Origin of the sequence: Winogradskyella flava (assembly GCF_014243395.1) — a bacterium.
GTDB classification, from domain to species: Bacteria; Bacteroidota; Bacteroidia; order Flavobacteriales; family Flavobacteriaceae; genus Winogradskyella; species Winogradskyella flava.
In genome coordinates this window covers 468,047-492,753 of the sequence record NZ_JACLCP010000002.1, presented here as the reverse complement: position 1 = coordinate 492,753, position 24,707 = coordinate 468,047, and the positions used below count along the sequence as shown (strand labels likewise).

Genomic DNA, 24,707 nt, shown 5'->3' with positions numbered 1-24,707 from the left:
GATACTTTGAAGGTATAAAAAAACTCCTTCAAAAAGAAGGAGTTTTTGATGAACTACCTATTCCATCGTTAAGATTCTGTAGTCTTACTTGAGTTTTTGATCTTAATTTTTAATACATCATTTTTGGCGTCTAAATCCATAGTTATGGTATCGCCTTCATGTACATTGGAATTAATGATTTCCTCAGCCAGAGCATCTTCTACATATTTTTGTATGGCTCTATTCAAAGGTCTTGCACCGTATTGCTTATCAAAGCCTTTTTCTGCAATATAGTCTTTGGCCTTATCTGTAAGTTTAAGTTCATAACCTATGCCCTTGATTCTTTCAATAAGCTTTACTAGTTCAATATCAATAATTTTATTAATATCTTCTTTTTCTAGAGCATTAAAGACAATAACATCATCTATTCTATTTAAGAATTCTGGTGCAAATGCTTTTTTGAGTGCATTTTCTATAATACCTTTTGCATAATCAGATTCTTGAGCTTCTTTTGCAGAAGTACCAAAACCAACTCCAGTACCAAAGTCCTTTAATTTTCTAGCACCAATATTAGAAGTCATAATGATGATAGTGTTTCTAAAATCAATTTTACGACCTAAACTGTCAGTTAAATAGCCGTCATCTAGTACTTGTAAGAGCATATTAAACACATCTGGATGTGCCTTTTCTATTTCGTCTAACAAGACAACTGCGTATGGTTTACGTCTAATCTTTTCAGTCAACTGCCCACCCTCTTCGTAACCAACATATCCAGGAGGAGCACCTATCAATCGTGATATGGCGAACTTCTCCATGTATTCACTCATATCAATTCTAACAAGTGCATCATCACTATCAAATAACTCTCGAGCTAATACTTTTGCGAGTTGTGTTTTACCAACACCAGTCTGTCCCAAGAAAATAAATGAACCGATTGGCTTATTCGGATCTTTAAGTCCAGCTCTATTTCGCTGTATGGCTTTAACAACTTTATTGACAGCTGGGTCTTGACCAATCACTTTTCCTTTAATTAGGTCTGGAAGTTGAGACAATTTATTAATCTCTGTTTGGGCTATTTTATTAACAGGAATACCAGTCATCATAGAAACAACATCGGCTACATTGTCCTCTGTAACTACTTCACGATGCTGCTTGGTTTCTTCTTCCCATTTTTCTTGAGCAGAAGCCAACTCTTTCTCCAAGCGCTTTTCATCATCCCTCAGCTTTGCAGCTTCTTCATATTTCTGTTTCTTAACAACACTATTTTTGGTTTCCTTAACTTCTTCAAGTTGTTTCTCCAATTCAAGGATTTGCTCAGGAACATCAATATTGGTAATGTGTACACGAGAACCAGCTTCATCTAAAGCATCAATGGCTTTATCTGGCAAGAAACGTTCCGTCATATAGCGATTAGTTAGCTTTACACAAGCTTCGATAGCCTCGTCTGTATAATTGACATTATGATGCTCTTCGTATTTAGATTTAATATTATTGAGAATTTCAACAGTCTCTTCAACTGATGTAGGTTCTACAATGACTTTTTGGAAACGACGTTCTAAAGCACCATCTTTTTCAATGTATTGTCTATACTCGTCTAGTGTCGTAGCACCAATACACTGTATTTCTCCTCTTGCTAGAGCAGGCTTAAACATATTCGAAGCATCTAAACTTCCTGTAGCGCCACCAGCACCTACTATGGTATGGATCTCGTCTATAAATAAAATAATATCATCATTCTTTTCTAGCTCGTTCATTACAGCTTTCATACGCTCTTCGAACTGCCCCCTATATTTAGTTCCGGCTACTAAACTGGCTAAATCTAAGGTGACCACGCGCTTATTAAATAGGGTACGAGATACTTTACGCTTTACGATTCTAAGCGCCAACCCTTCCGCAATAGCAGATTTACCAACACCTGGCTCTCCGATTAGTAAGGGATTATTTTTCTTTCTTCTACTTAAAATTTGGGATACACGTTGTATCTCCTTTTCGCGGCCTACTACGGGATCTAATTTTCCTTCTTCAGCAAGTACGGTTAAGTCTCTTCCAAAATTGTCTAAAACAGGTGTTTTGGATTTCTTATTTGTTTTGCTAGACTGGCTTCCTCCAAATGGATTTTGTTTTGCATCATCTTCTGCTTCATTCATATCATCATCAGAGAATGATTCTGCTTTCGGAGTGTCTAGGTAATCATCTTCGCTAGTAATCATAGATTTAAATTCTTCTTTTACGTTATCATAGTCAACCTTAAGCTTATTTAAAAGCTTGGTGGTTGGATCATTTTCGTTTCTTAATATGCACAATAATAAATGTGCTGTATTTATCGAAGTGCTTTGAAATAACTTAGCTTCTAAAAAAGTAGTTTTTAAAGCACGCTCTGCTTGCCTCGTCAAATGCAAGTTTTTCTTTTCGTTCGATGTAGTTGTAATGTTAGGGTTTGCCGGGCTTAAGATTTCAACCTTTCTTCTCAAGTGATTAAGGTCTACATCTAAAGCGCTCAAAATATCAATAGCTTTGCCATTGCCATCTCTTAATAGTCCAAGCATTAAGTGTTCAGTGCCTATAAAATCGTGACCTAACCGCAGGGCCTCTTCTTTGCTATATGCAATGACATCTTTAACTCTTGGGGAAAAATTATCGTCCATAGTAAATTCCTTTCTGCATTAAAAATAATAAAAACATATTATCTATAAGGCAAAAATTATACCTTAAATAATAAGTATGAACGAATAGACTAAAAAAGCATTTTAAATCAAAGTAAATTCTAGGTTAGTTATTAACCAAAAAGATATCAAAAATTGTTAATAAAAACTCCTAAAAATGACATTCAGATTCTCTTTAAACACTGCTGAATTGCTTATATTAGCACGTTTTGAAAACCTACAAAAAAACCTAATTAATTTTATATATGGCAGAAGGAGAAAAACTCATTCCAATTAACATTGAAGATGAAATGAAATCGGCTTACATTGACTACTCAATGTCGGTCATTGTGTCACGTGCGTTACCAGATGTAAGAGATGGATTAAAGCCAGTTCATAGACGTGTACTTTACGGTATGCATGAGCTTGGTGTAAGAGCAAATACAGCGCATAAAAAATCCGCAAGAATTGTTGGTGAGGTTTTGGGTAAGTATCACCCACATGGTGATACATCAGTTTATGATACAATGGTACGTATGGCACAAGAATGGAGCTTGCGTTATATGTTAATTGATGGTCAAGGGAACTTTGGATCTGTAGATGGAGATAGTCCTGCAGCAATGCGTTACACAGAAGCACGTATGCGTAAGATATCTGAAGACATGTTGGCAGATATTGACAAAGAGACTGTAGATCATAAACTTAATTTTGATGATACTCTAGAAGAACCAACTGTATTGCCGACACGTATCCCTGGTTTATTGGTGAATGGTGCTTCGGGTATAGCGGTTGGTATGGCTACTAATATGCCACCTCACAACCTAACAGAGGTTGTTAATGGTACTATCGCTTACATAGACAATACTGATATTGAGATCGATGAGCTGATGCAGCACGTCAAGGCTCCTGATTTTCCAACGGGAGGAACCATTTATGGATATGATGGTGTAAAAGAAGCCTTTCATACAGGTCGTGGTCGAATTGTAATGCGTGGTAAGGCCAATATTGAAGAAGTCAATGGTCGTGAGTGCATTATTGTAAATGAAATCCCTTACCAAGTGAATAAGGCAGATATGATCAAGAAGACTGCCGACTTGGTGAATGATAAAAAACTTGAGGGTATTTCTACGATTCGGGATGAGTCTGATAGAAACGGAATGCGTATCGTATATGTCTTGAAGAGAGATGCTATTCCAAATATTGTCTTAAATAAATTATATAAGTACACGGCGTTGCAATCGTCTTTCAGTGTAAATAATATTGCACTTGTCAATGGACGCCCTCAATTATTGAATTTAAAAGACCTAATTCATTATTTCGTTGAGCACAGGCATGAAGTAGTTGTAAGACGTACAAAATACGAATTACGTAAAGCTGAAGAGCGCGCTCATATTTTAGAAGGGTTAATCATAGCTTCAGATAATATTGATGAAGTTATAGCGCTTATTAGAGCGTCTGCAAATGCAGATGAGGCAAGAGCTAAATTGACGGAGCGTTTTAAGTTATCGGAGATTCAGGCTAAAGCTATTGTAGAAATGCGTCTGCGCCAATTAACAGGTTTAGAGCAGGATAAACTTCGCGCGGAGTATGACGAATTAATGAAAACAATTGAAGATCTTAAAGATATCCTAGACAAGAAAGAGCGTCGTATGGATATTATTAAAGGCGAATTGGAAGTTGTTAGAGATAAATATGGAGATGAAAGACGATCCGTCATAGAATATGCTGGAGGTGATTTGAGTATCGAGGATATGATTCCAGATGAGAAAGTAGTTATTACAATTTCTCATGCAGGCTATATTAAGAGAACATCGCTTACAGAATATAAAACACAAAATAGAGGAGGAGTTGGTCAAAAAGCATCTACAACACGAAATGAGGATTTCTTAGAGCATTTATTTGTAGGTACTAACCACCAGTACATGTTATTCTTTACTCAAAAAGGAAAATGTTTCTGGATGCGCGTCTATGAAATTCCTGAAGGCGCTAAAACATCCAAAGGAAGAGCAATACAAAACCTTATCAATATCGAACAGGATGATAAAGTAATGGCATTTATTTGTACACAAGACTTGAAAGACGAAGACTATATAAATAGCCACTACGTTATAATGGCGACCAAAAAAGGTCAGGTTAAGAAAACATCTCTAGAGCAATATTCTCGTCCAAGAACTAATGGTATTAATGCAATTACCATTAGAGAAGATGATACGCTGTTAGAGGCTAAGTTAACTACAGGTGAAAGTCAAGTAATGTTGGCGCTTAAATCTGGTAAGGCTATCCGATTTGAAGAAGCTAAAACAAGACCAATGGGCAGAAATGCTTCCGGTGTTAGAGGTATTAGACTTCAGAATGAAAAAACAGACGAAGTCATTGGTATGATTGCTGTGGACGATATGGAGAGTAACATCTTAGTTGTTTCTGAAAATGGGTACGGAAAACGTTCGAGTTTAGAAGATTACAGAATTACCAATAGAGGGGGAAAAGGAGTAAAAACCATTTCTATTACAGAAAAAACAGGTAACTTAGTGTCAATTAAGAATGTTACGGACGAGGACGATCTTATGATTATTAATAAATCTGGAATTGCCATTCGTATGGAAGTAGCAGATTTACGCGTAATGGGTAGAGCAACTCAAGGAGTGAAATTGATAAACCTAAAAGGGAATGATTCCATTGCGGCTGTGGCAAAAGTGATGAAAGATGATGAAGATGATTCTGAAGAAATTGATTCTGAAATATCTGAAAATGAGAATCTTAATGAAGATGGCACGGCTATTGATAATAACGATACTGAAAACTAAAATTAACAACAAATTACTAATAACAAGATGAAAAAATTAATGACATTAGTGCTTGTCTTTACTGTGGCAACTATGTCTTTTGCTCAAAAGAATGAAGTAAAGGCAATTGAGAAGGCACTTAAAAACTCAAATTTCTCTGATGCTAAATCTGCTGTTACTGCGGCTGAAGCGTTAATGGGAAATATGGATGATAAAACAAAAGCCAAGTTTTATTTCCTTAAAGCTCAGGCATTATATGCTAATGGTGCAGGAACTGACGCTAACGTTGATGAAGCAATCACAACATTGGACAAGCTAAAAGATTTGGAATCTTCAATAGGAAAGCTGAAATATACGGCTGAAGCCAATACAATGAAGGATGGCATGTTTAAATCTTTTTTGGAAAAAGCAAATCAAGCAATAACAAATAAAGATTACAAAACAGCAGCTGTACGATTTGATAAAATTTATAAAATGTCTCCTAAAGACACGTTGTACTTGTATTATGCTGCCTCTTCAGCAGTTAATGCTCAAGACTACGAAACATCACTTGAATATTACAATCAGCTTAAAAACATGGGGTATAGTGGCGTACAAATGAACTATTATGCAACTAATAAAGAGACAGGAGAAGAAGAAACGTTTGCTGATAAGAATACCCGTAATTTATACGTAAAGGCAGGGTCCCACAGTGATCCTAAAGATGAAAAAAGTGAATCCAAAAGGGCAGAGATTGTAAAAAATATAGCATTAATTTACGTGTCTCAAGGTGAAGATGAAAAAGCACTTGCGGCAATGGCAGACGCGAGGCAAGAAAACCCTGATGATTTGGGTTTACTTTTATCTGAAGCCAATGTGCATTTAAAAATGGGCAATAAAGATAAGTTTAAGATGCTTATGGAAGAGGCAACAGCGAAGGACCCAAATAATGCAGAGTTACAATATAATTTAGGCGTATTGGCTGCTGAAGGTGGAAATATCGATCAGTCTAAAGAATATTATCAAAAAGCAATTGCAATTGATCCAAATTATGTAGATGCTTATAACAATATTGCTGTAGTAATTCTTCAAGGTGAGGCATCTATCGTTGAGGAGATGAATGGTTTAGGTACTAGTTCGGCAGATAATAGACGTTATGATGAATTAAAAGAACAAAGAAGTCAACTATATAGAGATGCTATTCCGTTCTTGGAAAAAGCACTCGATTTAAAAGCTTCTAATATTGATGCGGCCAAAACACTAATGAATATTTATAGTGTTTTAGGTGAGACTGATAAATATAAAGAAATGAAAGCGAAAGTAGAGGGGATGACTTCTGCTTCTGGAGGTAACTAAACTACGCTTAAAAAGAAATAGAAAAGCGACTTCTGACGGAGTCGCTTTTTTTATATAATCTTTTTTATAACTCTTAATTTATGGGTATGTATATTTTTTTCAATATTATAAATACCACTATGGTCTAATCTATCAATTCGTACCTTGCCATGAGCATGGATGATGTAATTATCCTCCATAATAATACCCACATGAACTATGTGCCCTTCTGTATTATCAAAAAAAGCTAAATCACCTGGTTCACTTTCCTCAATAAAACTTAGAGCCTCGCCTTGGGTGGCTTGCTCAGAAGCATCTCTGAGCAATTTATGACCATTGAGTTTATAGACCATTTGTGTAAAACCAGAACAGTCAATACCGAAAGGCGTTTTTCCTCCCCATAAATAAGGAGCATTCAAGTACAAAAATGATGTTTTAAGAATGTTTGATTTGAGGCTTTTGGAAACTAAACGATTACCATCAAAGTCATGATTTAATAATTGCAGACCATTTAAATCAGATCCCAAAGGAATAGGATAAAGATTACCTTCAGCATCACTAACATATTCGATTAAATCTTTGGATAAATGTATATCCGCTTTTAATAACAGTTTATAACTATCTTCTTCAATTTCTAGATACTGTTTATTATCTATCCAGCCTTCATATTTATCATAGGCAAAACGAATACGACTCCACTTTTTCCGTTGTTCCAATACTTTGAAGAAGTCACCATAAAGTGATTGCGTAACCATTTCACTGGTATCGCTAGGTTCTAAGCGTATAGGTACAATCCCAAGGTTGCAAATGCCGTATTGCATATAAAATTATTAAGCGCGCTCTAATATCATGGCTGATGCACCACCACCACCATTACAAATGGCTGCTGCACCAGTTTTTCCATTATTTTGATGAAGTACATTGATTAGAGTCACTAAAATTCTAGCACCAGAGCAACCTAGTGGATGGCCAAGAGAAACGGCACCTCCATTTACATTTACGTTTTCATCCGATAAACCAAGTATTTTCATATTTGCTAAACCAACAACAGAAAAGGCCTCATTAAATTCAAAATAGTCAACATCATTCAACGCTATGCCAGCTTTTTCAAGAGCTTTTGGTAATGCTTTTGCAGGTGCTGTGGTAAACCACTTTGGCTCTTGAGCAGCATCAGCATAACTTTTTATTGTAGCTAATGGTTTTAATCCTAATTCATTTGCTTTTTCTTTGCTCATTAAAACCATTGCTGCTGCGCCATCATTGATTGTAGACGCATTGGCTGCCGTCACGGTCCCATCTTTCGTAAAAGCAGGTCGTAAAGCTGGGATTTTTTCCATCTTTACATTTGTATATTCTTCATCTCTATTAACAACAATAGCATCTCCTCGACGCTGAGGTACTTCAACGGAAATAACCTCATCACTAAACTTTCCAGCATCCCAAGCCGCTTTTGAACGTTCATAGGATTGTACGGCGTAGGCATCTTGTTCTTCTCTACTAAACCCATATTCAACGGCACAGGCATCTGCACAAACACCCATGGCATTTTTATCATAGGCATCTACCAGTCCATCCTTTTGCATGCCGTCCTCGAGCGTAGCTGGTCCAAATTTTGTAGCACTTCTGGCATGATAGTAGTGAGGAATTGCGCTCATATTTTCCATTCCACCTGCAACAACAATTTCTGCATCACCAAGTTGAATTGCTTGAGTTGCTTGCATAATAGCTTTCATTCCAGAAGCACAAACTTTATTTATTGTAGTACAAGGAACTGTATCTGGAATACCAGCATAAATTGCCGCTTGTCTTGCAGGAGCCTGACCTGTTCCAGCTTGAACAACGTTACCCATTAAGACTTCTTCAACTAAAGTGGGATCTAAACTTATTTTATCGAGTGCTCCTTTTATGGCTGCTGCGCCTAACTTTGGAGCAGGTACGCTAGATAAGCTTCCCAAAAAACTTCCAATAGGTGTTCTGACAGCAGATACAATTACAACGTCCTTGTTCATTATGTTGATCTTTAAATTTATTGCTGCGAAATTAATCAATTTTTGAGATATTTAGGAATGTATTGTGGATTATAGCTTTCTAAAATTCTAATATTTGTTACATTTGATTTCGTATGAAATGAGCATAATGGTTATGGTGACGATAATAATTATCATAAATGGCAAAATCCATCCTACCAAATAAGTAAATAAATTAGCAATAGATGAAAGAACTTCTGAACAAATGGTATAAAAATCATGCGCTTGTATATAAGGTACTTTTGTTCTTGGTAACTACACTTTTTATTGTCTATTTATTTCCGAAAACTGGAAAGTTTCGATATTCTTTTGAAAAAGGAAAACCATGGCAGTCAGAGAATCTATATGCGCCTTTCAACTTTGCTATAAAAAAATCTAAATCCGAAATTGAAAAAGAACAATTCGAGATACAGAATAATGCCTTAGTGTATTTTCATGTGGATGCCGATGTGAAAAACAAGGTTCAATCTGATTACTTAAAAAGATTTAATGAAACATTCAAGGATACCTTAGATCTTAGCACTGTTAATTCCAACTTTTATAAACGAGGAAAAGCCTTAATTGATGAGCTTTATAAGAATGGAATTTTGGATGTGGACTATAACTATCCTGATAATCAATCTGTTGTCCTAGAAGCTTCCAATACAGTTGAAAAGCAACTTGAATATGGCGATTTGGTTGAGATTAGTGATTTAAGAACATATTGTGAGAATTACTTTAGTACTAGAATTTCTTCAAGTAACCGGACTAAAATGATATCTCTTTTCTTCGATATTATCAAGCCTAACATTTCCTTAAATGAAAGCTTTACGCAAAAAGCATTAGAAGAGGAACTGTCTCAAATTTCACAAACTCGTGGCAGCATTGATAAGGACCAACTTATCATTTCTAAAGGGCAGGTTGTAGAAGATGAGGAATACAGTATTCTAAATTCTTTAAAGTCCGAGTATGAATCTCAAGTTTGGAATACTGCCAATTACAATTGGGTCCTTGTGGCATATACATTACTTGTTGCTTTAGCTCTTTTGATGTTATTATTGTTTTTAAGGAAATATCGCATTGAAGTGTTTCTAAATAATACTAAGGTAACCTTTATCTTCTTCAATATAGTATTGATGATTGTATTGACCACTTTAATAATTAATTATAATTCACAATATGTATATGTGGTCCCTCTATGTATTTTACCATTGGTTCTGAAAGCCTTTTTTGATGCTAGGTTAGGATTATTTGCGCATGTGTTAACTGTATTGCTTTTGGGTTTTATAGTGCCAAATAGCTACGAGTACATGTTTCTGCAGATCATAGCAGGTATTGTTACCATCTTAACGGTTTCAGAATTATATAAACGTGCAAATCTTTTCATTTCCGTTGGTCAAATTACCTTGATTTATATCATTGCATATTTTGCATTTTTCGTAATTCAAGAAGGACAAATAACTAGTCTTAAATGGGAAACTTTTGGGCTCTTTATTTTGTGTGGTTTGGCAACGCTATTCGTTCAGCCATTGATTTATATCTATGAAAAGATTTTTGGATTGGTTTCTGATGTGTCACTACTTGAGCTTTCTGATACTAACACCAAACTTCTCAAGGAGTTATCCAACAAAGCGCCGGGAACATTTCATCATTCATTGAACGTCGCTAATTTAGCAGAAGCCTCAGCGAATGAGATAGGAGCAAATGCAATGCTGGTTAGGGTAGGTGCTTTATACCATGATATTGGTAAGATGAAGAATCCAACCTACTTCACAGAAAACCAAAGTACAGGTATAAATCCTCATAACGAATTATCTAACAGAGAAAGTGCAAAAGTTATTATAGATCATGTGCTTAATGGTATTGAAATTGCAAAAAAGTATAATCTTCCAGATCGAGTTATTGATTTTATAAGGACGCATCATGGTACAAGTTTGGTGTATTACTTTTATATGAAAGATAAGGCCGAAAATGAAAACATAGAAATTGAAGATTATTCTTACCCTGGACCTAAGCCGTTTAGTAAGGAGACTGCAATTTTAATGATGTGTGATAGTGTAGAGGCGGCTTCAAAGAGTTTAAAAGAGCCAACCACCACAAAAATTAATGCGTTTGTAGAAAACATAATTGATAAGCAAATGGAAAGTGGTCAGTTTTTAAATGCAGATATTACGTTTAAAGAAATACAATCTATTAAAAAAGTACTAAAACATAAGTTGGCTAACATCTATCACCTTAGGATAGAATATCCCGAATAAAACAGTCTCCATTTTTTTTCTGAAATAAAGACTTTTAGTCGTGATGACAGGATTTTGAGAACCCTATTACATCGCATTTGTTGCAAATTAAAGCGGTGCTTTAATTTTAACCTAAAGCTAAAAACTTATTCAAGAAAGTAAACTTTCTGCATAAGTTTTCACTTTAGCTTGTCGGGATGACAGGATTTGAACCTGCGACCTCTCGGCCCCCAGCCGAGTGCGCTAACCGGACTGCGCCACATCCCGCAAACAATAAAACCCTACTATTTCTAGTAAGGTTTTTTGTGATGGCACTAGGATTCGAACCTAGGACCGCCTGCTTAGAAGGCAGGTGCTCTATCCAGCTGAGCTATGCCACCATTTAGAGCAAAACTCTAAAAAGTCGGGGTGGCAGGATTCGAACCTGCGACCTCCGCGTCCCAAACGCGGCGCGATAACCGGGCTACGCTACACCCCGAAAATTGGTTATCATTTTAATATTGCGGAGAGACCGGGATTCGAACCCGGGCAACACTTACGCGTTGACAGATTAGCAATCTGCTCCATTACCACTCTGGCACCTCTCCAATATTTTAAGAACGTTGCTTGAAATTGCGGATGCAAATGTAACTTTTCATATTAAAGAACGCAACAATTTTTTAGAGTTTTTTATTTGAAATTATCAAGATATTTTAAGTTAGATAAACATTTCTAGAATCGTGTTGTGATTTTGTTGCTCGATTTTCTTATTCATTAAAATTTAACTTTATTTTACTACTAACAATTTCTATTTTTCAATAGCTTCGTAAAGGCATGTCACAAGAAAACCAACTCATTAAATTTACAAAAAAAGGAATCTATTGTCCTCAAGGAAAATTCTATTTAGATCCTTGGTATCCTGTGGATTATGCAGTTATTTCTCACGGACATGCAGATCACGCCCGTTGGGGAATGAAACGTTATTTATGTACTGATGATTCTAAAACTATTTTAAAGCATCGTTTAGGGACTGATATAAAAACAGAAAGTATTCCGTATAACCATTCCATAACTATAAATGGTGTTGAGCTAAGTTTTCATCCTGCTGGGCATGTTATTGGTTCATCACAAATCCGTCTAGAATATAAAGGCTTTGTGGTCGTGTTTTCAGGCGATTATAAAACCCAACCAGACTTTATTTCAGTTCCTTATGAACCTATAAAATGCCATACGTTTATTACAGAAAGTACTTTTGGACTGCCAATTTACAACTGGAAATCTGAAAAAGAACTGCAGGCAGAATTACAAAGTTGGGTCAAGACCAATCAAGAGAACAATAGAACCTCTGTGTTTTTAGGATATTCACTAGGAAAAGCACAGCGTTTGATGTCATTGTTAGACGGTTGTGATGACGTCTACGTACATCGCGCGATTCATAATTTAAATGAAGCTATTTCTAATTCTGGCATAGAATTACCGGAGACTAAATTATGGTCTGCCGAGCTCGATAAGAAAACGCTTCAGAATAAAATTATAATAGCGCCGCCAGCTTTATTGGGTTCGCGTATGCTCAAACGTGTGCCAAATGCTGCAACAGCGATTTGCTCGGGTTGGATGCAAATACGTGGTAATAGGCGTTGGCAAGCTGTTGATGCTGGTTTTGTTGTCAGTGACCATGCAGATTGGAATGGCTTAATCTCTGCAATAAAAGCCACAGAAGCGGAGCAAGTATATGTTACACATGGTTCGCAAGCCGTATTTTCTAAATACTTAAATGAAATCGGAATTAAAGCGGACGAGCTTAAAACCGAATATGGCGATGAAGCCTTAGCAAAAGCCGAAAAGGAAACTGAAAATATTGAGACGAAATGAATCAGTTCTCAAATTTAATTAGCTCAATAGAAATAACGAACAAGACCAATGCAAAGATTGATGCTTTGGTAAATTATTTCAATACAGCACCAGATAAGGACAAATTGTGGTTAATTGCTTTATTTACAGGAAAACGACCATCACGACCAGTAAAGACCACTTTAATGAAAGCATGGTGTATGGAAATCACAAATCTTCCAGAATGGTTGTTTTTGGAAAGCTACAGTACTGTCGGTGATTTAGGAGAAACTCTGGCGTTGTTATTGCCAAAACCTACACATCATTTAGATTTGAGCCTTAATGAGTGGATGTCCGAACTAAGAGCTTTAAAATCAAAATCTGAGCAAGATAAAAAAGCTTTCGTATTGGAGGCCTGGTCTGGACTGGATCAGCAAGAGAGACTTATTTTTAACAAACTTATAGGTGGAAGTTTCAGAATAGGTGTATCCAAAAAAACATTAGTCAATGCCTTGGCCAAACTCACTAATATAGATGCCAATCAATTGATGCATAGCATCATTGGTAATTGGGACGTGGATAATATTACTTTCGAAGAATTGATTCATGGCAAACACATCAACTATGACAATTCAAAGCCTTATCCATTTTGCTTGGCCTATGCATTAGAAAAAGATTTACCAGAATTAGGTGAACCTAATGATTGGATTGTGGAGCAGAAATGGGATGGTATTCGTGGGCAAATTGTCAAGAGAAACAAAGAAATTTATATTTGGTCACGTGGAGAGGAATTGGTGACTAGTCAGTTTCCAGAACTGATTGAAGCTATGTCTAACTTTACAGACGACTTTGTGATTGATGGCGAAATTTTGGCCATGAAAGACAATGATGTGTTGTTATTCAATGATTTGCAGAAACGGTTAAATCGTAAGAACGTCACAAAGAAATTGTTGGATGAAGTACCCATTGGGTTTTATGCGTATGATATTCTAGAATATAATGGTAATGATATTAGAGAACGACCTTTTAAAGAGCGAAGAAAACGTTTAGAGTCCATTTTTAATTCAGTGGCTTTGCCAGAGCATATTCAACTTTCTTTCTTGGTCGATTTTAGTCAATGGGATGCGCTTTATGACATTCGAGATAATTCTAGAGCTATTAATAGTGAGGGTTTAATGTTGAAACAGAAAAAGTCGCCATATCATACAGGTCGAAAAAAAGGGGATTGGTGGAAATGGAAAGTAGATCCACTAACTATTGACGCCGTAATGATTTATGCCCAAAAGGGGAGTGGGAGGCGCAGTTCGAAATATACAGACTATACTTTTGCAGTTAAAAAAGATGATGCCTTGGTAACTGTAGCAAAAGCCTATTCTGGATTAACTGATAAAGAAATTACGGAAATATCGCAATGGGTAAATAAAAATGCTATTGAAAAATTTGGACCAGTTAGAACGGTGAAGCCAGAATTGGTTTTCGAAATTGCTTTTGAAGGTATCGCACTAAGTAATCGCCATAAATCTGGAGTAGCTTTACGGTTCCCCAGAATTGCTAGGTGGCGAAAAGATAAACCAGTAGATGAGATTGATACCATTGAAACCGTTAAAAAACTAATTACAGCACCTTGAGTCAATTTAGAGACAGTGACGGTTTAAGCATCATTAACAATTGGATGGCGGAAAAAGGTCATGCACCTTTCCCCTTCCAATTGCAAACTTGGCAACGCTATGCTAATGGTTATTCGGGAATGGTTATTGCTCCGACAGGTTTTGGTAAGACATTTTCAGTGTTTTTAGCGGTTGTTATTGACTATCTGAATGAGCCTAAAAAGTATCCAACAGGCTTGAAATTACTCTGGATAAGCCCACTACGTTCATTGGCTAAAGACTTGGCAAAAGCCATGACGGAAGCTGTGGACGATATTGGGTTAGATTGGTCAGTACAAGTTCGAAATGGTGATACACCAACAGCAACTAGACGTAAACAAGAACGCTTGATGCCAGATGTATTATTGACCACGCCTGAGACTATGCACTTGTTATTTTCTCAAAAGAAGAATTCAAGATGGTTTAAAAATATAAAGTGTGTTGCCGTAGATGAGTGGCACGAGCTTTTGGGAAATAAACGTGGTGTTCTTACTGAGCTTGCCATATCGCAATTAAGGCATTATGCACCTAAACTTCGAGTTTGGGGAATTACAGCAACCATAGGAAATTTAGAAGAAGCAAAGTCTGTCCTATTGCCACATCGAGATTTGAAAGTCACGCAGATCACCGCTAAACAAAAGAAGAAACTAGATATCATTTCAGTGCTGCCAGATGAAATTGAAGTGTTGCCTTGGGCCGGGCATTTGGGCGCAAAAATGGTCGATAAGATATTACCAATTATAGCCTCCAACACCACTACTCTGATATTCACAAATACTAGAGGTCAAGCTGAATTATGGTATCAAGTATTATTGAATGCCCAACCCGATTTGGCTGGTCTTCTGGCGATACACCATGGTTCAATAGATAAGAAATTGCGCAACTGGATTGAAGATAACATTGCTTCAGGTTATCTTAAAGCTGTGGTTTGTACCTCATCATTGGATTTAGGCGTGGACTTTAAGCCTGTAGATTGCGTGATTCAAATCGGTTCTGTTAAGGGTATAGCGCGTTTTATGCAACGTGCAGGTCGCAGTGGTCATTCCCCTTTTGAGCGTTCAAAAATTTATTTTGTACCTACGCATTCGTTGGAATTAGTTGAGGTTTCTGCACTCAAAGAAGCCATTAAGGATAAGCAGATGGAATCTAGAGACCCAATGGTGTTGACTATTGATGTATTAGTACAGTTTATGGTCACCTTAGCCGTTGGTGAGGGTTTTGATGCAGAGGAATTATTCAAAAGAGTTAAAAGCGTATATGCCTTTCATTACTTAACTGAAGACGATTGGAGATGGTGTTTGCAGTTTATAACTAAAGGTGGAAAGACCTTGAGTTCTTATGAAGAGTTTCACAAGGTAGTTTTAGATGATGATGGGACATATAAAGTAAAAAGCCGACGTATTAGTATGTTGCACCGCATGAATATTGGTGCTATTGTCAGTGAGGTAAATCTCAAGGTAAAGTATTTTTCAGGCGGATATATTGGCATGATTGAGGAATTCTTTGTTTCGAAATTAAAACCAGGTGAAAGTTTTATTCTTGCAGGTCGAGTTTTAGAATTGGTTCAGATTAAGGATATGACCGTTTTGGTAAGACGTAGTAAGGCCAAAAAAGCAGTATCTCCAAGTTGGCTGGGCGGACGCTTACCTTTAACGTCTCACTTAAGTCATTATTTAAGGCTAAAATTATCTGATGCACTAGAACCTGGACGCTTAGAAAGAGAATTACGATTTTTAAACCCTCTCGTAAGTCGGCAAGACTCCCATTCACACATTCCCAAAGCCGATGAGTTTTTAGTAGAATTAATAGAAACTAAAGACGGTCATCATTTATTTATGTATCCTTTTGAGGGGAGATTGGTTCATGAAGTGTTTTCGGCATTAATGGCTTACCGCATAAGCAAGCTTAAGCCATTAACATTTACTATTGCCATGAATGATTATGGATTTGAATTGCTAAGTGACCAACCGATTCCAATATCTAAAGAGAATATCGAAGCCTTATTAAGCAAAGAGAGTTTAATGGATGATGTCATTGCGAGTATCAACGCTTCTGAAATGGCATCACGAAAGTTTAGGGATATTGCCGTGATAGCAGGTTTGGTTGTGCAGTCGCAACCTGGGACACGAAAGAACAATAAGAGTTTGCAATCCTCATCCGGATTGATATTTCGAGTTTTAGAAGACTATGAGCCCGATAATTTATTGTTACGTCAAGCATATACTGAGGTTTTTAATCAACAGTTGGAAGAAGCACGATTACAAAAGGCTTTTGAACGCATTTCAAATAGTAAGATTATTGTAAAACGCGCTAAATCGTTTACACCATTGAGTTTTCCGCTTAAAGTGGATAGTTTGCGAGGTACTATGAGTAACGAAAACTTAGATAAGCGCATTCAGCGTATTAAAGAACAAGCTTTTAAAATTGACTAGATTGAATATTGTTACAGAACATATAACGATAAAAAACGAAGTCCTAACACTCACCAATCAGCGTGCAATTTATTGGGATAGTCAAAAGGCGTTAATCTTATCTGATGTCCATATAGGAAAAACGGCTCATTTTAGACGACACGGCATACCCATGCCAGATGATATTCTTCAAAAGGATTTAGAACGCCTCCAACAACTAGTTACTCATTTCAAAGCTGAACAACTACTCATTGTTGGTGATTTATTTCATGCCGAGTTTAATATAGATATGTCAACCTTTAAGAATTGGCACTCTCAATTTGAGGATTTACAATTGGTTTTAATTAGAGGGAATCACGATAGCTTGTCTAAGCGTCTTATGGATGATTTTAATATCCGAGTAGAAACAGCATTGGTCTCGGAACCATTTATCTTTATTCATGAGCATTCTGCAAAATATCCTGAGACGTTTACGATTTCAGGCCATACACATCCTGGTGTTTTAATTAAAGGGAAAGGTAAACAGAAATTAAAATTACCTTGCTACCAAGTCGCTTCAAATCAACTCATTCTTCCAGCATTTAGTCTCTTTACAGGACTGAATACTAAATCAAAACCTGATGGAGCTGTCTGTTATGCATTTACGGATTCTTCGATTTTTAAGTTTGAATAATAATGCATTTCATCGAATAAATCATTCTTTTTGTCGAGCATATTGTTTTCTTTTCTATGTTTGTTGTCCCAAATTGATTGAAAGAGGAAAGTTTTCTTCTTTCTAATAAACTATGGACCGATGAAAAACCTACTTAGATTCATGCCTTTAATGGCATTGGTACTATTTACTTGTACAGCAGACTCAAATGAGAATGATGTTCAGATTGATAGTCTTTTATTTGAGCAAAATCAACCTCCTTGTGTGGATGATGACCCAATTACTCGTGTAGTCAATAATGGAACGATTCCATTTGATTTAATCGTTTTGGCAAATGATGGTACGGTATTAGTAGATATACCTAACATACCAGCAAATACAACAACATCTTGGGCAAGTTTTCCTCAGGGAGAAGTTCTGTTTTCAGTAAAGAGTAATCAAACTGGAGTTCAGGATGATAAGGTTGTTCTACAAATGAATACCTGTATGGCTTTTGATATTGAAATTGATGCTACCAACCAGATTGTATCATATACACCAATTATGCTTTAGCGCATACCAGAATTACTTTTGAATGCCTTTTATCTGTTGTAAAAAACAGATAGGTATTTCCACCGTCTTTCAACTTCAATTTCTTTCTAATGTCAGACACTGATAAAGGAAAATTACGAGTTGCAACATTGGCCTTAGAAATGTTTTCTTTTGTAAATGCTTTCTTATTGAAAGGAAGTTCTTTTACAATTTTAAATCGTCTACCAGGAAATTCAATAAGTTCTTTTGACGTGTAAAGATGAGAGTGCTTATGTAGTTTTTGCAGTTTTAGTTTTGTGCTTATTACATTGAATGCGCCAGCTTTTAAGATAGCCACATTGGGTTCGTACAAATAGGCTAGAGGCTCCCTAAGTTCTGCCTCCGTGAGCTGCTCTTCTTTAATGTTGTACTCAAATGTTTGTGTTTTTTCTTTTTGGATATTGATGGTTTTAACGGAAACAGTGTTTTCAAAATCTCTTTCTAAGATCCATAATAACTCTTTTACTTCGTTGTTAACAGCTATAACGTGCAGTTCTTTTACAAACTTCAAATCTTTTAGTGTCGCTTTTATATCGAGTAATGGTGATGTTTTAACCATTACACGTTTAGCATATTTTAAAAATAAGCCTTGAAATGTTTTTACATTAGGAGTACAATCTGATAATAAGAATACTTTTCTTTTATTGTCATCTCTTCTTGAAGGATCTACATAAATCCAATCGAATGGTTTGTCTGTTTGTTTTAGCGCATCGATTCCATTTGTATTTAAACACTCAATATTTGTAGCTTCTAATACTTCAAAGTTGTGCTTTGCTATGTTTGAAAGCTCCGTATTAATTTCGCAATGTGTCACATGCTCAAGTCGCTTAGAGAAATAGAAAGTGTCAATACCAAAGCCACCGGTAAGATCTATTAACGACTTCCCGTGAGCTAAATTGGCTTTGTAATTTGCTGTAATTTCGGAAGAGGTCTGCTCAATATTTAGCTTGTTTGAATAATAAATGTTTTCGGTCTCAAACCAAGTAGGAAGTTTTTTTTTACTACGTTGTTTAGCTTCAAGTTGTTCGATAATTACTTTTGGATCGATATCATTGAAAGGGACACCTTTTAAAAGTAAATCGGAAATATTTGAATTAATATTATTTCTTATATACTCCTGAATTTCAATATTTAAAATTGAATTATTCAAATTAATACTATAAGTCTTTAGTGAGCTTGTTTACGACCTTGTATTCCGATAAAAACTCTTTCAAAATAACCTTTATGGCCGTGTAAGCCGGTACGGCTACAATCATTCCAGCTATGCCAAATAAGATGCCTGCAATAATGATAATTAGGAAAATTTCCAGTGGATGTGATTTGACACTTTTAGAGAATATAAATGGTTGACTAAAGAAATTATCAATCAACTGAGCTATGATAAAACCGATCATGACATAAGTAGTTTTTGGCAAAATTACGTCGCTAAAACTTTCTCCGAGGTTACTAGACATGCTTAATAAAAGCATAAGAAAACCACTTACTAAAGGCCCAACGTAAGGTACTAAATTCAACAATGCGCACAAAAAGGCAATCACCACGGCGTTGTCAATTCCAAAGATTAATAACACGATAGTATATACAACAAACAATATTAAAATTTGGAAGATGAGTCCAACGAAATAGCGCGATAACAAGTCTTTTATCTTGGTAAATGAACGTTTGGTGCGCATTTCATTGCCTTTGGGAACAAAAGTCATAATACCGTCCTCAAACAATCTGCTATCTTTTAGAAAGAAAAAGGAAATAAATAGAACTGAAAATAAACCAATACTAAAGCTGCCCAAGCCACTTACCAAATCATTGAAAAAGTTGGGGATTAGCGAGAAATCTAGTTTTGACAAGAGGTTAGAGTCTTTTATGGATTGCTCGACATCGATATTATTAAATTCAAAATAGGTAATGATCTGTTGATAAAGATTCTCAACATTACTTTCTAATTGTTGAAGATCCAGTAGTGACAATTTTTGACCTTGATCTGCAATTAAAGGAATAAACATACCGATTAATCCTGCGAGTAAACCAATAAAAAGTACCATTGTAACAACTACAGCTACAGTATTATTGAATTTAAGCTTACGTCTTAGAAAAAGTACTATTGGTCGTCCTATGAGGGAAATTACTGCCGCCACGGCGATATAGACAATAACAGACTGAATTTTATATAGAAAAACTAATACCAAGGCTATGGCGAGTAGAATGCCTATGGCTCTAAGAATACCATTTGCTATGATTTTTGACTTCATATTTCAAAGATGCTGAAATATATTCAGCAAGACAAATTTTAAGAATTAAGTTGTTTTGTGATTTCGTAAAGCATTATGCTCGCTGCTTGCACTACATTCATGCTACTATTGTTGCCATACATGTTAATGTGCACAATGGCATCACTTTGTTTGAGAATAGCTTCAGATACACCAAAGTTCTCGTCGCCAAGAATAAGAGCTAATGGTTGCTTAGATGCTAAAGTAAACGTGCTCAAGTCTTTACTATTCTCAGTAATTTCCAAGGCGATTATATAGTGATTGGTACGTTTTAAATGCTCTACTACGGCATCAATATTCTGGTCTATCTTGTGCCTAACATACTTTTCTGTTGAGCGTGAGGTTTTTAACATTCGCTTTCCTAATGACATATTATCACTACAAAAAATGAGTTCGTCTATATTAAAAGCATCTGCAATACGAAATAAGCTACCAATATTTGGTGCGTTGGTAATGTTATCACAAACTAAAGTGATTGGGTGTTTTTGCTTTTTAAAGTTTGAAGTATAGTGGGTGAGTTGCACGAAATTAATACAAGTTAAAATGATACTTCTTAAAGTCACATTTGACAGCTAAATGCGTTGGATAACATCCAAAGCAGCCACAATTATAGTGGTAGCTATCGATACCAGTAGTGTAAGTATGCCAGTTTATTTCACCCATAGATTGACATGTAAAGGCTAAGCCTAGCATTATTGCTATAATTTTATGTTTTATTGAAAACTTCTTCATTATTAGTCACTAATTCTCAAAAGCATATTTCACAATATTTGCTCCCATTTTAAGGGCTTTTTCACGCACATCTTCAGGGTCATTGTGTACTTCTTGGTCTTCCCAACCATCTCCCAAATCACTTTCAAAAGTAAAAAGCAGCACTAATCGTCCTTCATGGAAAATACCAAACGCTTGAGAAGCCTTGCCATCATGCTCATGGATTTTAGGTAAACCATTAGTGAATGTATATACCGAATTGAAAATTTCATGGTCTTTAGGTATTTCTTTTAATTCGTTATTCGGAAATACTTTTTTAAGCTCTTTAGTGATATAGGGCTCCATCCCATAATTATCATCAATATGCAAGAAACCTCCAGAAATCAAGTACTTTCTTAAGTTTTCAGCATCACCATCATCAAAAAAAACATTACCATGACCTGTCATGTGTAACAATGGGAATTGAAAAATATCAGTACTGCCAACTTCAACGGTTTGAATATTCTCATTAATGTTGGTATCAATATTATCATTGCAATATTTCACCAAATTTGGCAATGCTGTTGGGTTACTGTACCAATCGCCACCACCTTTGTATTTTAGTACTGCAACGTCTTGGGCAAGTACTGAATTACTTGTTAAACTCATCATAATTCCAACAAATATTGTAAGTGGACGTATATTTTTCGACTTAGTAATCATGATGTAAATTTAAAAAAGAAATACCATGAAGTCTGTAGTATTAACATTATTTATAATTCCAGTAATTTTCTTTTCCTCCTTGAATAATAAAACTCAGGCTTCAGATAATATAGTCGTTCTTGAGCTCTTCACTTCTCAAGGTTGCTCAAGCTGTCCACCTGCAGATAAGTATTTAGATGAGGTAAAGAGCGATAAGGTCATTGCCTTATCCTATCATGTAGATTATTGGGATTATATAGGCTGGAAAGATCCTTTTAGTAAGTCCACTTACGCAGAAAAGCAAAGTCTATATGCTACCAAATTTAATAGTAGCACTATATATACACCTCAATTAGTCATCAATGGGAAAGAACATATTGTTGGTTCTGATAAGCGACTGGTACACCGGAAAATAGCTGAATATTCAAAAAAGAGTAATGACAATAAGGTTCAATTGTCTAATGTTTCAAAATCTGAAAGTTTGGTTAGATTTGGTTATACAGTTGATGGTGAAATAAAAGACAAATATATAAGAACTGTTTTGGTTATCAATGAACGCAAAACTTCTGTAAAACGGGGCGAAAACAGAAATAAGGAATTGATAAACACTAATATCGTTGTTAATGAACTACGATTTAAGCTTAAAGATAATTCTGGATTAGGTTCTATTACGCTGCCAAAAATTATAACAGATAAGGATGAACTGTCTTTGATTCTTATTATTGAAAATAAGACTTTTGATATTTTAGGAGCTGCCCAAAAGGCATTGTAATTAGTCGTTTACTAAGGATACTGTATGACAGGCAACTATAGCTGCAGTTTCGGTTCTTAATCTTGTGTTACCCAAAGTTATAGGATTAAAGTTATTTTGAATTGCTTGCTCGATTTCCTTAACACTAAAATCACCTTCAGGTCCAATGAGTATGATGTAGTTTTCATTTGCTTTGAGTTGAGATTTCAATGATTTTTTATCGGTGTCTTCACAATGCGCTATAAACTTTTGACTAGTAATGTCTTGATTTATAAAATCTTTAAAGGACATAGGTGAGTTCAGTTTCGGTAAGTAACACTGTAAAGATTGCTTCATAGCAGATTGTACAATTTTCTCAAAACGTTCTAGCTTTACCACCTTACGCTCACTATTGTCACAAATGATAGGAGTGATTTCTTCAATACCGATTTCAGTAGCTTTTTCTAAAAACCATTCATAACGATCATTTATTTTTGTTGGAGCCACAGCTAAGTGCAAATTGCAGTTCCGTTTTGGTTGTAGACTGCTCGATATAATATGTGCAGAGCAGTGTTTCATATCTGTGAGCGTCAATTCAGCTTGAAATAAATAACCTTTTCCATTAGTAAGATGCAAGTGGTCACCAACTTTTTTACGCAGTACTTTTACAATATGCCGGCTTTCATCCTTGTCGAAACTAAACGTTTTATCGTTTTCAGAAATATTTGAGTTATAGAATAGTTGCATACAATTAGTTTTGAAATAAATACTTCCAAGGAATTATAAACGGTAATACTAACACCCAAGCTATAAAAAAGAAAGCCATTCCTTTTGGGTATGGATCTTGATTTAACATAGCGGGTAGGGCAACAACCAAAAGCCAAGAGCCTTTATAAATTAATTGTAATAAGAGCACAGGTGAAAAATTAAATGGCCTAAAAAGACCAAATAAGGATAGTATAGCAATACTCAACCAAAGAGCGCCAACCAATCGAATATATTCTGAGTTTGAGTAAACATTTTCAAATATAGAACTCACGGCTGTTTTTGGGTAGAACAAGGATGTAATGCCTATCCAACCTGCTACTAAAACATTTGATATATATACTATTTTTAGAATCATTTTACCACTATATTTTTAATCTCGCTGTTGCCATCACATCAAAATCAGAAAAATCCTCATTCAAGTATTTTAAATATCCTACAATGGCAATCATGGCAGCATTATCTGTGGTGTATTCAAACTTTGGAATGTAAGTTGTCCATCCATGTTTGCGTTCGGCATCTTTAAGGGCTTTTCTAATGCCTGAGTTTGCCGAAACCCCTCCGCCAATGGCAATATGTTTAATACCAGTTTGCTTTACTGCTGATTTTAATTTATCCATGAGAATTCCAATAATTGTGTATTGAATCGACGCACAGATATCATTCAAGTTTTCATTTACAAAATCTGGATTGGTCTTGGTCTCACGTTGCACAAAATAAAGTATTCCGGTTTTTAATCCTGAAAAGCTAAAGTTCAACCCATCGACTTTTGGCTTAGTGAATTTATAAGCTTTAGGATTACCAAGTTGCGCTCTTCTGTCTATTTCTGGACCTGCAGGGTAACCTAAACCTAAAACTTTTCCACTTTTATCATAGGCCTCTCCAACAGCGTCATCAATGGTTTCGCCCAAAACTTCCATTTCGAAATAGTTATTTACTCTAACAATTTGTGTATGGCCTCCTGAAATGGTCATGGCCAGAAATGGAAACGATGGTTTTTCATGACTATCCTCGTTAATAAAATGTGCCAAAATATGGGCTTGCATATGGTTAACATCAATCAAGGGAATATCCAGTCCATAAGCTAAGGATTTTGCAAAGGATGTCCCGACAAGAAGCGAACCCATTAATCCAGGTCCTCGGGTAAAGGCTATAGCACTTAACTGATCTTTGGAAATATTAGCTTGTTCCAGTGCTTGATGCACCACAGGAACAATATTTTGTTGATGTGCTCTTGAGGCCAACTCTGGTACCACACCACCATACTCTGCATGTATTTTTTGATCTGCAACAACATTGCTTAAAATTTTATCGTTACATAGTAAAGCGGCCGAAGTATCATCACATGAGGATTCAATACCAAGTATGTAAATATTTTCTTTTGTCATAAGGGTATTAGGCACAATAATTGTTAATTTTACCAGATATAGTCTAAGGTATGATATAACATCGTATTGTATGTGCCAAAGGTAATGAAGATTTCATCAATTTTAAGCGTCATTTTTTA

At 35.8% G+C, this 24,707-nt stretch carries 19 protein-coding genes and 4 tRNA genes; 9 read left to right on the top strand and 14 right to left on the bottom strand.

All coding sequences use genetic code 11. From position 1 onward, the window contains the following. Positions 1-68: 68 nt before the first annotated feature. Positions 69-2,624, bottom strand: a complete 2,556-nt coding sequence (locus tag H7F21_RS09315) for an ATP-dependent Clp protease ATP-binding subunit (RefSeq protein WP_185788994.1) — start codon at positions 2,622-2,624, stop codon at positions 69-71. A 263-nt stretch (positions 2,625-2,887) separates the two neighbouring features. Here H7F21_RS09315 and gyrA point away from each other — a divergent pair, with 263 nt between their 5' ends. Together gyrA and H7F21_RS09305 are read left to right on the top strand one after the other, a co-directional pair. Then, positions 2,888-5,425 (top strand): DNA gyrase subunit A, encoded by a 2,538-nt coding sequence (gene gyrA / locus H7F21_RS09310; RefSeq protein WP_185788993.1) that lies wholly within the window; start codon positions 2,888-2,890, stop codon positions 5,423-5,425. Positions 5,426-5,452: 27 nt separating this feature from the next. After that, complete coding sequence (locus H7F21_RS09305) at positions 5,453-6,739, top strand: tetratricopeptide repeat protein (protein ID WP_185788992.1); 1,287 nt, start codon at positions 5,453-5,455, stop codon at positions 6,737-6,739. A gap of 50 nt (positions 6,740-6,789) precedes the next feature. Here the strand turns inward: H7F21_RS09305 and H7F21_RS09300 are convergent, their stop codons facing one another. Together H7F21_RS09300 and H7F21_RS09295 are read right to left on the bottom strand one after the other, a co-directional pair. Beyond that, positions 6,790-7,539, bottom strand: coding sequence for a C40 family peptidase (locus H7F21_RS09300; protein ID WP_185788991.1), 750 nt, complete (start codon positions 7,537-7,539; stop codon positions 6,790-6,792). Positions 7,540-7,548: 9 nt separating this feature from the next. Then, entirely contained in the window at positions 7,549-8,727 is a 1,179-nt protein-coding gene (locus H7F21_RS09295; protein WP_185788990.1) for an acetyl-CoA C-acyltransferase, read from the bottom strand. Positions 8,728-8,930: 203 nt separating this feature from the next. Here H7F21_RS09295 and H7F21_RS09290 point away from each other — a divergent pair, with 203 nt between their 5' ends. Beyond that, positions 8,931-10,982: an HD family phosphohydrolase gene (locus tag H7F21_RS09290; protein ID WP_185788989.1), complete on the top strand. Its 2,052-nt coding sequence runs from the start codon at positions 8,931-8,933 to the stop codon at positions 10,980-10,982. Positions 10,983-11,153: 171 nt separating this feature from the next. Here the strand turns inward: H7F21_RS09290 and H7F21_RS09285 are convergent. From H7F21_RS09285 to H7F21_RS09270, 4 genes are all read right to left on the bottom strand, one after another. Beyond that, positions 11,154-11,228, bottom strand: a tRNA-Pro gene (locus tag H7F21_RS09285). A gap of 39 nt (positions 11,229-11,267) precedes the next feature. Beyond that, a tRNA-Arg gene (locus tag H7F21_RS09280) sits at positions 11,268-11,341 on the bottom strand. A gap of 23 nt (positions 11,342-11,364) precedes the next feature. Beyond that, positions 11,365-11,439: transfer RNA gene (locus H7F21_RS09275), tRNA-Pro, on the bottom strand. A 25-nt stretch (positions 11,440-11,464) separates the two neighbouring features. Continuing rightward, positions 11,465-11,548: transfer RNA gene (locus H7F21_RS09270), tRNA-Ser, on the bottom strand. 226 nt (positions 11,549-11,774) lie between these two features. Here H7F21_RS09270 and H7F21_RS09265 point away from each other — a divergent pair. From H7F21_RS09265 to H7F21_RS09245, 5 genes are all read left to right on the top strand, one after another. Beyond that, positions 11,775-12,812 carry a ligase-associated DNA damage response exonuclease gene (locus H7F21_RS09265; protein WP_185788988.1) on the top strand — a complete coding sequence of 346 codons (1,038 nt, stop codon included), beginning with the start codon at positions 11,775-11,777 and terminating at the stop codon, positions 12,810-12,812. Continuing rightward, the gene (locus H7F21_RS09260; RefSeq protein ID WP_185788987.1) at positions 12,809-14,398 is read left to right on the top strand and encodes an ATP-dependent DNA ligase; all 1,590 of its coding nucleotides are present in this window, start codon (positions 12,809-12,811) and stop codon (positions 14,396-14,398) included. The genes H7F21_RS09265 and H7F21_RS09260 overlap by 4 nt, the downstream gene beginning before the upstream one ends. Then, complete coding sequence (locus H7F21_RS09255) at positions 14,395-16,848, top strand: ligase-associated DNA damage response DEXH box helicase (protein ID WP_281397769.1); 2,454 nt, start codon at positions 14,395-14,397, stop codon at positions 16,846-16,848. Before H7F21_RS09260 ends, H7F21_RS09255 begins: the two co-directional genes overlap by 4 nt. A gap of 1 nt (position 16,849) precedes the next feature. Then, entirely contained in the window at positions 16,850-17,500 is a 651-nt protein-coding gene (gene pdeM, locus H7F21_RS09250) for a ligase-associated DNA damage response endonuclease PdeM (RefSeq protein WP_185788986.1), read from the top strand. Positions 17,501-17,620: 120 nt separating this feature from the next. Beyond that, entirely contained in the window at positions 17,621-18,031 is a 411-nt protein-coding gene (locus H7F21_RS09245) for a hypothetical protein (RefSeq protein WP_185788985.1), read from the top strand. Here H7F21_RS09245 and H7F21_RS09240 read toward each other — a convergent pair. The 4 genes from H7F21_RS09240 to H7F21_RS09225 form a co-directional block, all read right to left on the bottom strand. Continuing rightward, the gene (locus H7F21_RS09240; RefSeq protein ID WP_185788984.1) at positions 18,021-19,199 is read right to left on the bottom strand and encodes a class I SAM-dependent methyltransferase; all 1,179 of its coding nucleotides are present in this window, start codon (positions 19,197-19,199) and stop codon (positions 18,021-18,023) included. The genes H7F21_RS09245 and H7F21_RS09240 overlap by 11 nt on opposite strands. A 7-nt stretch (positions 19,200-19,206) precedes the next feature. Then, positions 19,207-20,295 carry an AI-2E family transporter gene (locus H7F21_RS09235; RefSeq protein ID WP_185788983.1) on the bottom strand — a complete coding sequence of 363 codons (1,089 nt, stop codon included), beginning with the start codon at positions 20,293-20,295 and terminating at the stop codon, positions 19,207-19,209. A 38-nt stretch (positions 20,296-20,333) separates the two neighbouring features. Continuing rightward, positions 20,334-20,876, bottom strand: a complete 543-nt coding sequence (locus H7F21_RS09230) for a TrmH family RNA methyltransferase (RefSeq protein WP_343067591.1) — start codon at positions 20,874-20,876, stop codon at positions 20,334-20,336. Between the two features lie 178 nt (positions 20,877-21,054). Beyond that, positions 21,055-21,675, bottom strand: a complete 621-nt coding sequence (locus tag H7F21_RS09225) for a DUF4159 domain-containing protein (RefSeq protein WP_246431462.1) — start codon at positions 21,673-21,675, stop codon at positions 21,055-21,057. A gap of 76 nt (positions 21,676-21,751) precedes the next feature. Here H7F21_RS09225 and H7F21_RS09220 point away from each other — a divergent pair, with 76 nt between their 5' ends. Then, complete coding sequence (locus H7F21_RS09220; protein ID WP_185788981.1) at positions 21,752-22,477, top strand: DUF1223 domain-containing protein; 726 nt, start codon at positions 21,752-21,754, stop codon at positions 22,475-22,477. Here the strand turns inward: H7F21_RS09220 and H7F21_RS09215 are convergent, their stop codons facing one another. Genes H7F21_RS09215 through tsaD form a run of 3 tightly spaced genes read right to left on the bottom strand, consistent with a single transcriptional unit; the run spans position 22,478 to position 24,588 of the window. Next, the gene (locus H7F21_RS09215; RefSeq protein WP_185788980.1) at positions 22,478-23,182 is read right to left on the bottom strand and encodes a 16S rRNA (uracil(1498)-N(3))-methyltransferase; all 705 of its coding nucleotides are present in this window, start codon (positions 23,180-23,182) and stop codon (positions 22,478-22,480) included. Between the two features lie 4 nt (positions 23,183-23,186). Beyond that, positions 23,187-23,558, bottom strand: a complete 372-nt coding sequence (locus H7F21_RS09210) for a hypothetical protein (protein ID WP_185788979.1) — start codon at positions 23,556-23,558, stop codon at positions 23,187-23,189. A gap of 7 nt (positions 23,559-23,565) precedes the next feature. Continuing rightward, positions 23,566-24,588 (bottom strand): tRNA (adenosine(37)-N6)-threonylcarbamoyltransferase complex transferase subunit TsaD, encoded by a 1,023-nt coding sequence (gene tsaD / locus H7F21_RS09205; RefSeq protein WP_185788978.1) that lies wholly within the window; start codon positions 24,586-24,588, stop codon positions 23,566-23,568. Between the last annotated feature and the right edge of the window lie 119 nt (positions 24,589-24,707).

What these genes read in the sequence shown, in the direction of transcription:
- H7F21_RS09315 (WP_185788994.1), bottom strand. Translation starts at nt 2,624, where the DNA reads ATGGACGATAATTTTTCCCCAAGAGTTAAAGATGTCATTGCATATAGC.
- gyrA (WP_185788993.1), top strand. Translation starts at nt 2,888, where the DNA reads ATGGCAGAAGGAGAAAAACTCATTCCAATTAACATTGAAGATGAAATG.
- H7F21_RS09305 (WP_185788992.1), top strand. Translation starts at nt 5,453, where the DNA reads ATGAAAAAATTAATGACATTAGTGCTTGTCTTTACTGTGGCAACTATG.
- H7F21_RS09300 (WP_185788991.1), bottom strand. Translation starts at nt 7,539, where the DNA reads ATGCAATACGGCATTTGCAACCTTGGGATTGTACCTATACGCTTAGAA.
- H7F21_RS09295 (WP_185788990.1), bottom strand. Translation starts at nt 8,727, where the DNA reads ATGAACAAGGACGTTGTAATTGTATCTGCTGTCAGAACACCTATTGGA.
- H7F21_RS09290 (WP_185788989.1), top strand. Translation starts at nt 8,931, where the DNA reads ATGAAAGAACTTCTGAACAAATGGTATAAAAATCATGCGCTTGTATAT.
- H7F21_RS09265 (WP_185788988.1), top strand. Translation starts at nt 11,775, where the DNA reads ATGTCACAAGAAAACCAACTCATTAAATTTACAAAAAAAGGAATCTAT.
- H7F21_RS09260 (WP_185788987.1), top strand. Translation starts at nt 12,809, where the DNA reads ATGAATCAGTTCTCAAATTTAATTAGCTCAATAGAAATAACGAACAAG.
- H7F21_RS09245 (WP_185788985.1), top strand. Translation starts at nt 17,621, where the DNA reads ATGAAAAACCTACTTAGATTCATGCCTTTAATGGCATTGGTACTATTT.
- H7F21_RS09235 (WP_185788983.1), bottom strand. Translation starts at nt 20,295, where the DNA reads ATGAAGTCAAAAATCATAGCAAATGGTATTCTTAGAGCCATAGGCATT.
- H7F21_RS09225 (WP_246431462.1), bottom strand. Translation starts at nt 21,675, where the DNA reads ATGATGAGTTTAACAAGTAATTCAGTACTTGCCCAAGACGTTGCAGTA.
- H7F21_RS09220 (WP_185788981.1), top strand. Translation starts at nt 21,752, where the DNA reads ATGAAGTCTGTAGTATTAACATTATTTATAATTCCAGTAATTTTCTTT.
- H7F21_RS09215 (WP_185788980.1), bottom strand. Translation starts at nt 23,182, where the DNA reads ATGCAACTATTCTATAACTCAAATATTTCTGAAAACGATAAAACGTTT.
- H7F21_RS09210 (WP_185788979.1), bottom strand. Translation starts at nt 23,558, where the DNA reads ATGATTCTAAAAATAGTATATATATCAAATGTTTTAGTAGCAGGTTGG.
- tsaD (WP_185788978.1), bottom strand. Translation starts at nt 24,588, where the DNA reads ATGACAAAAGAAAATATTTACATACTTGGTATTGAATCCTCATGTGAT.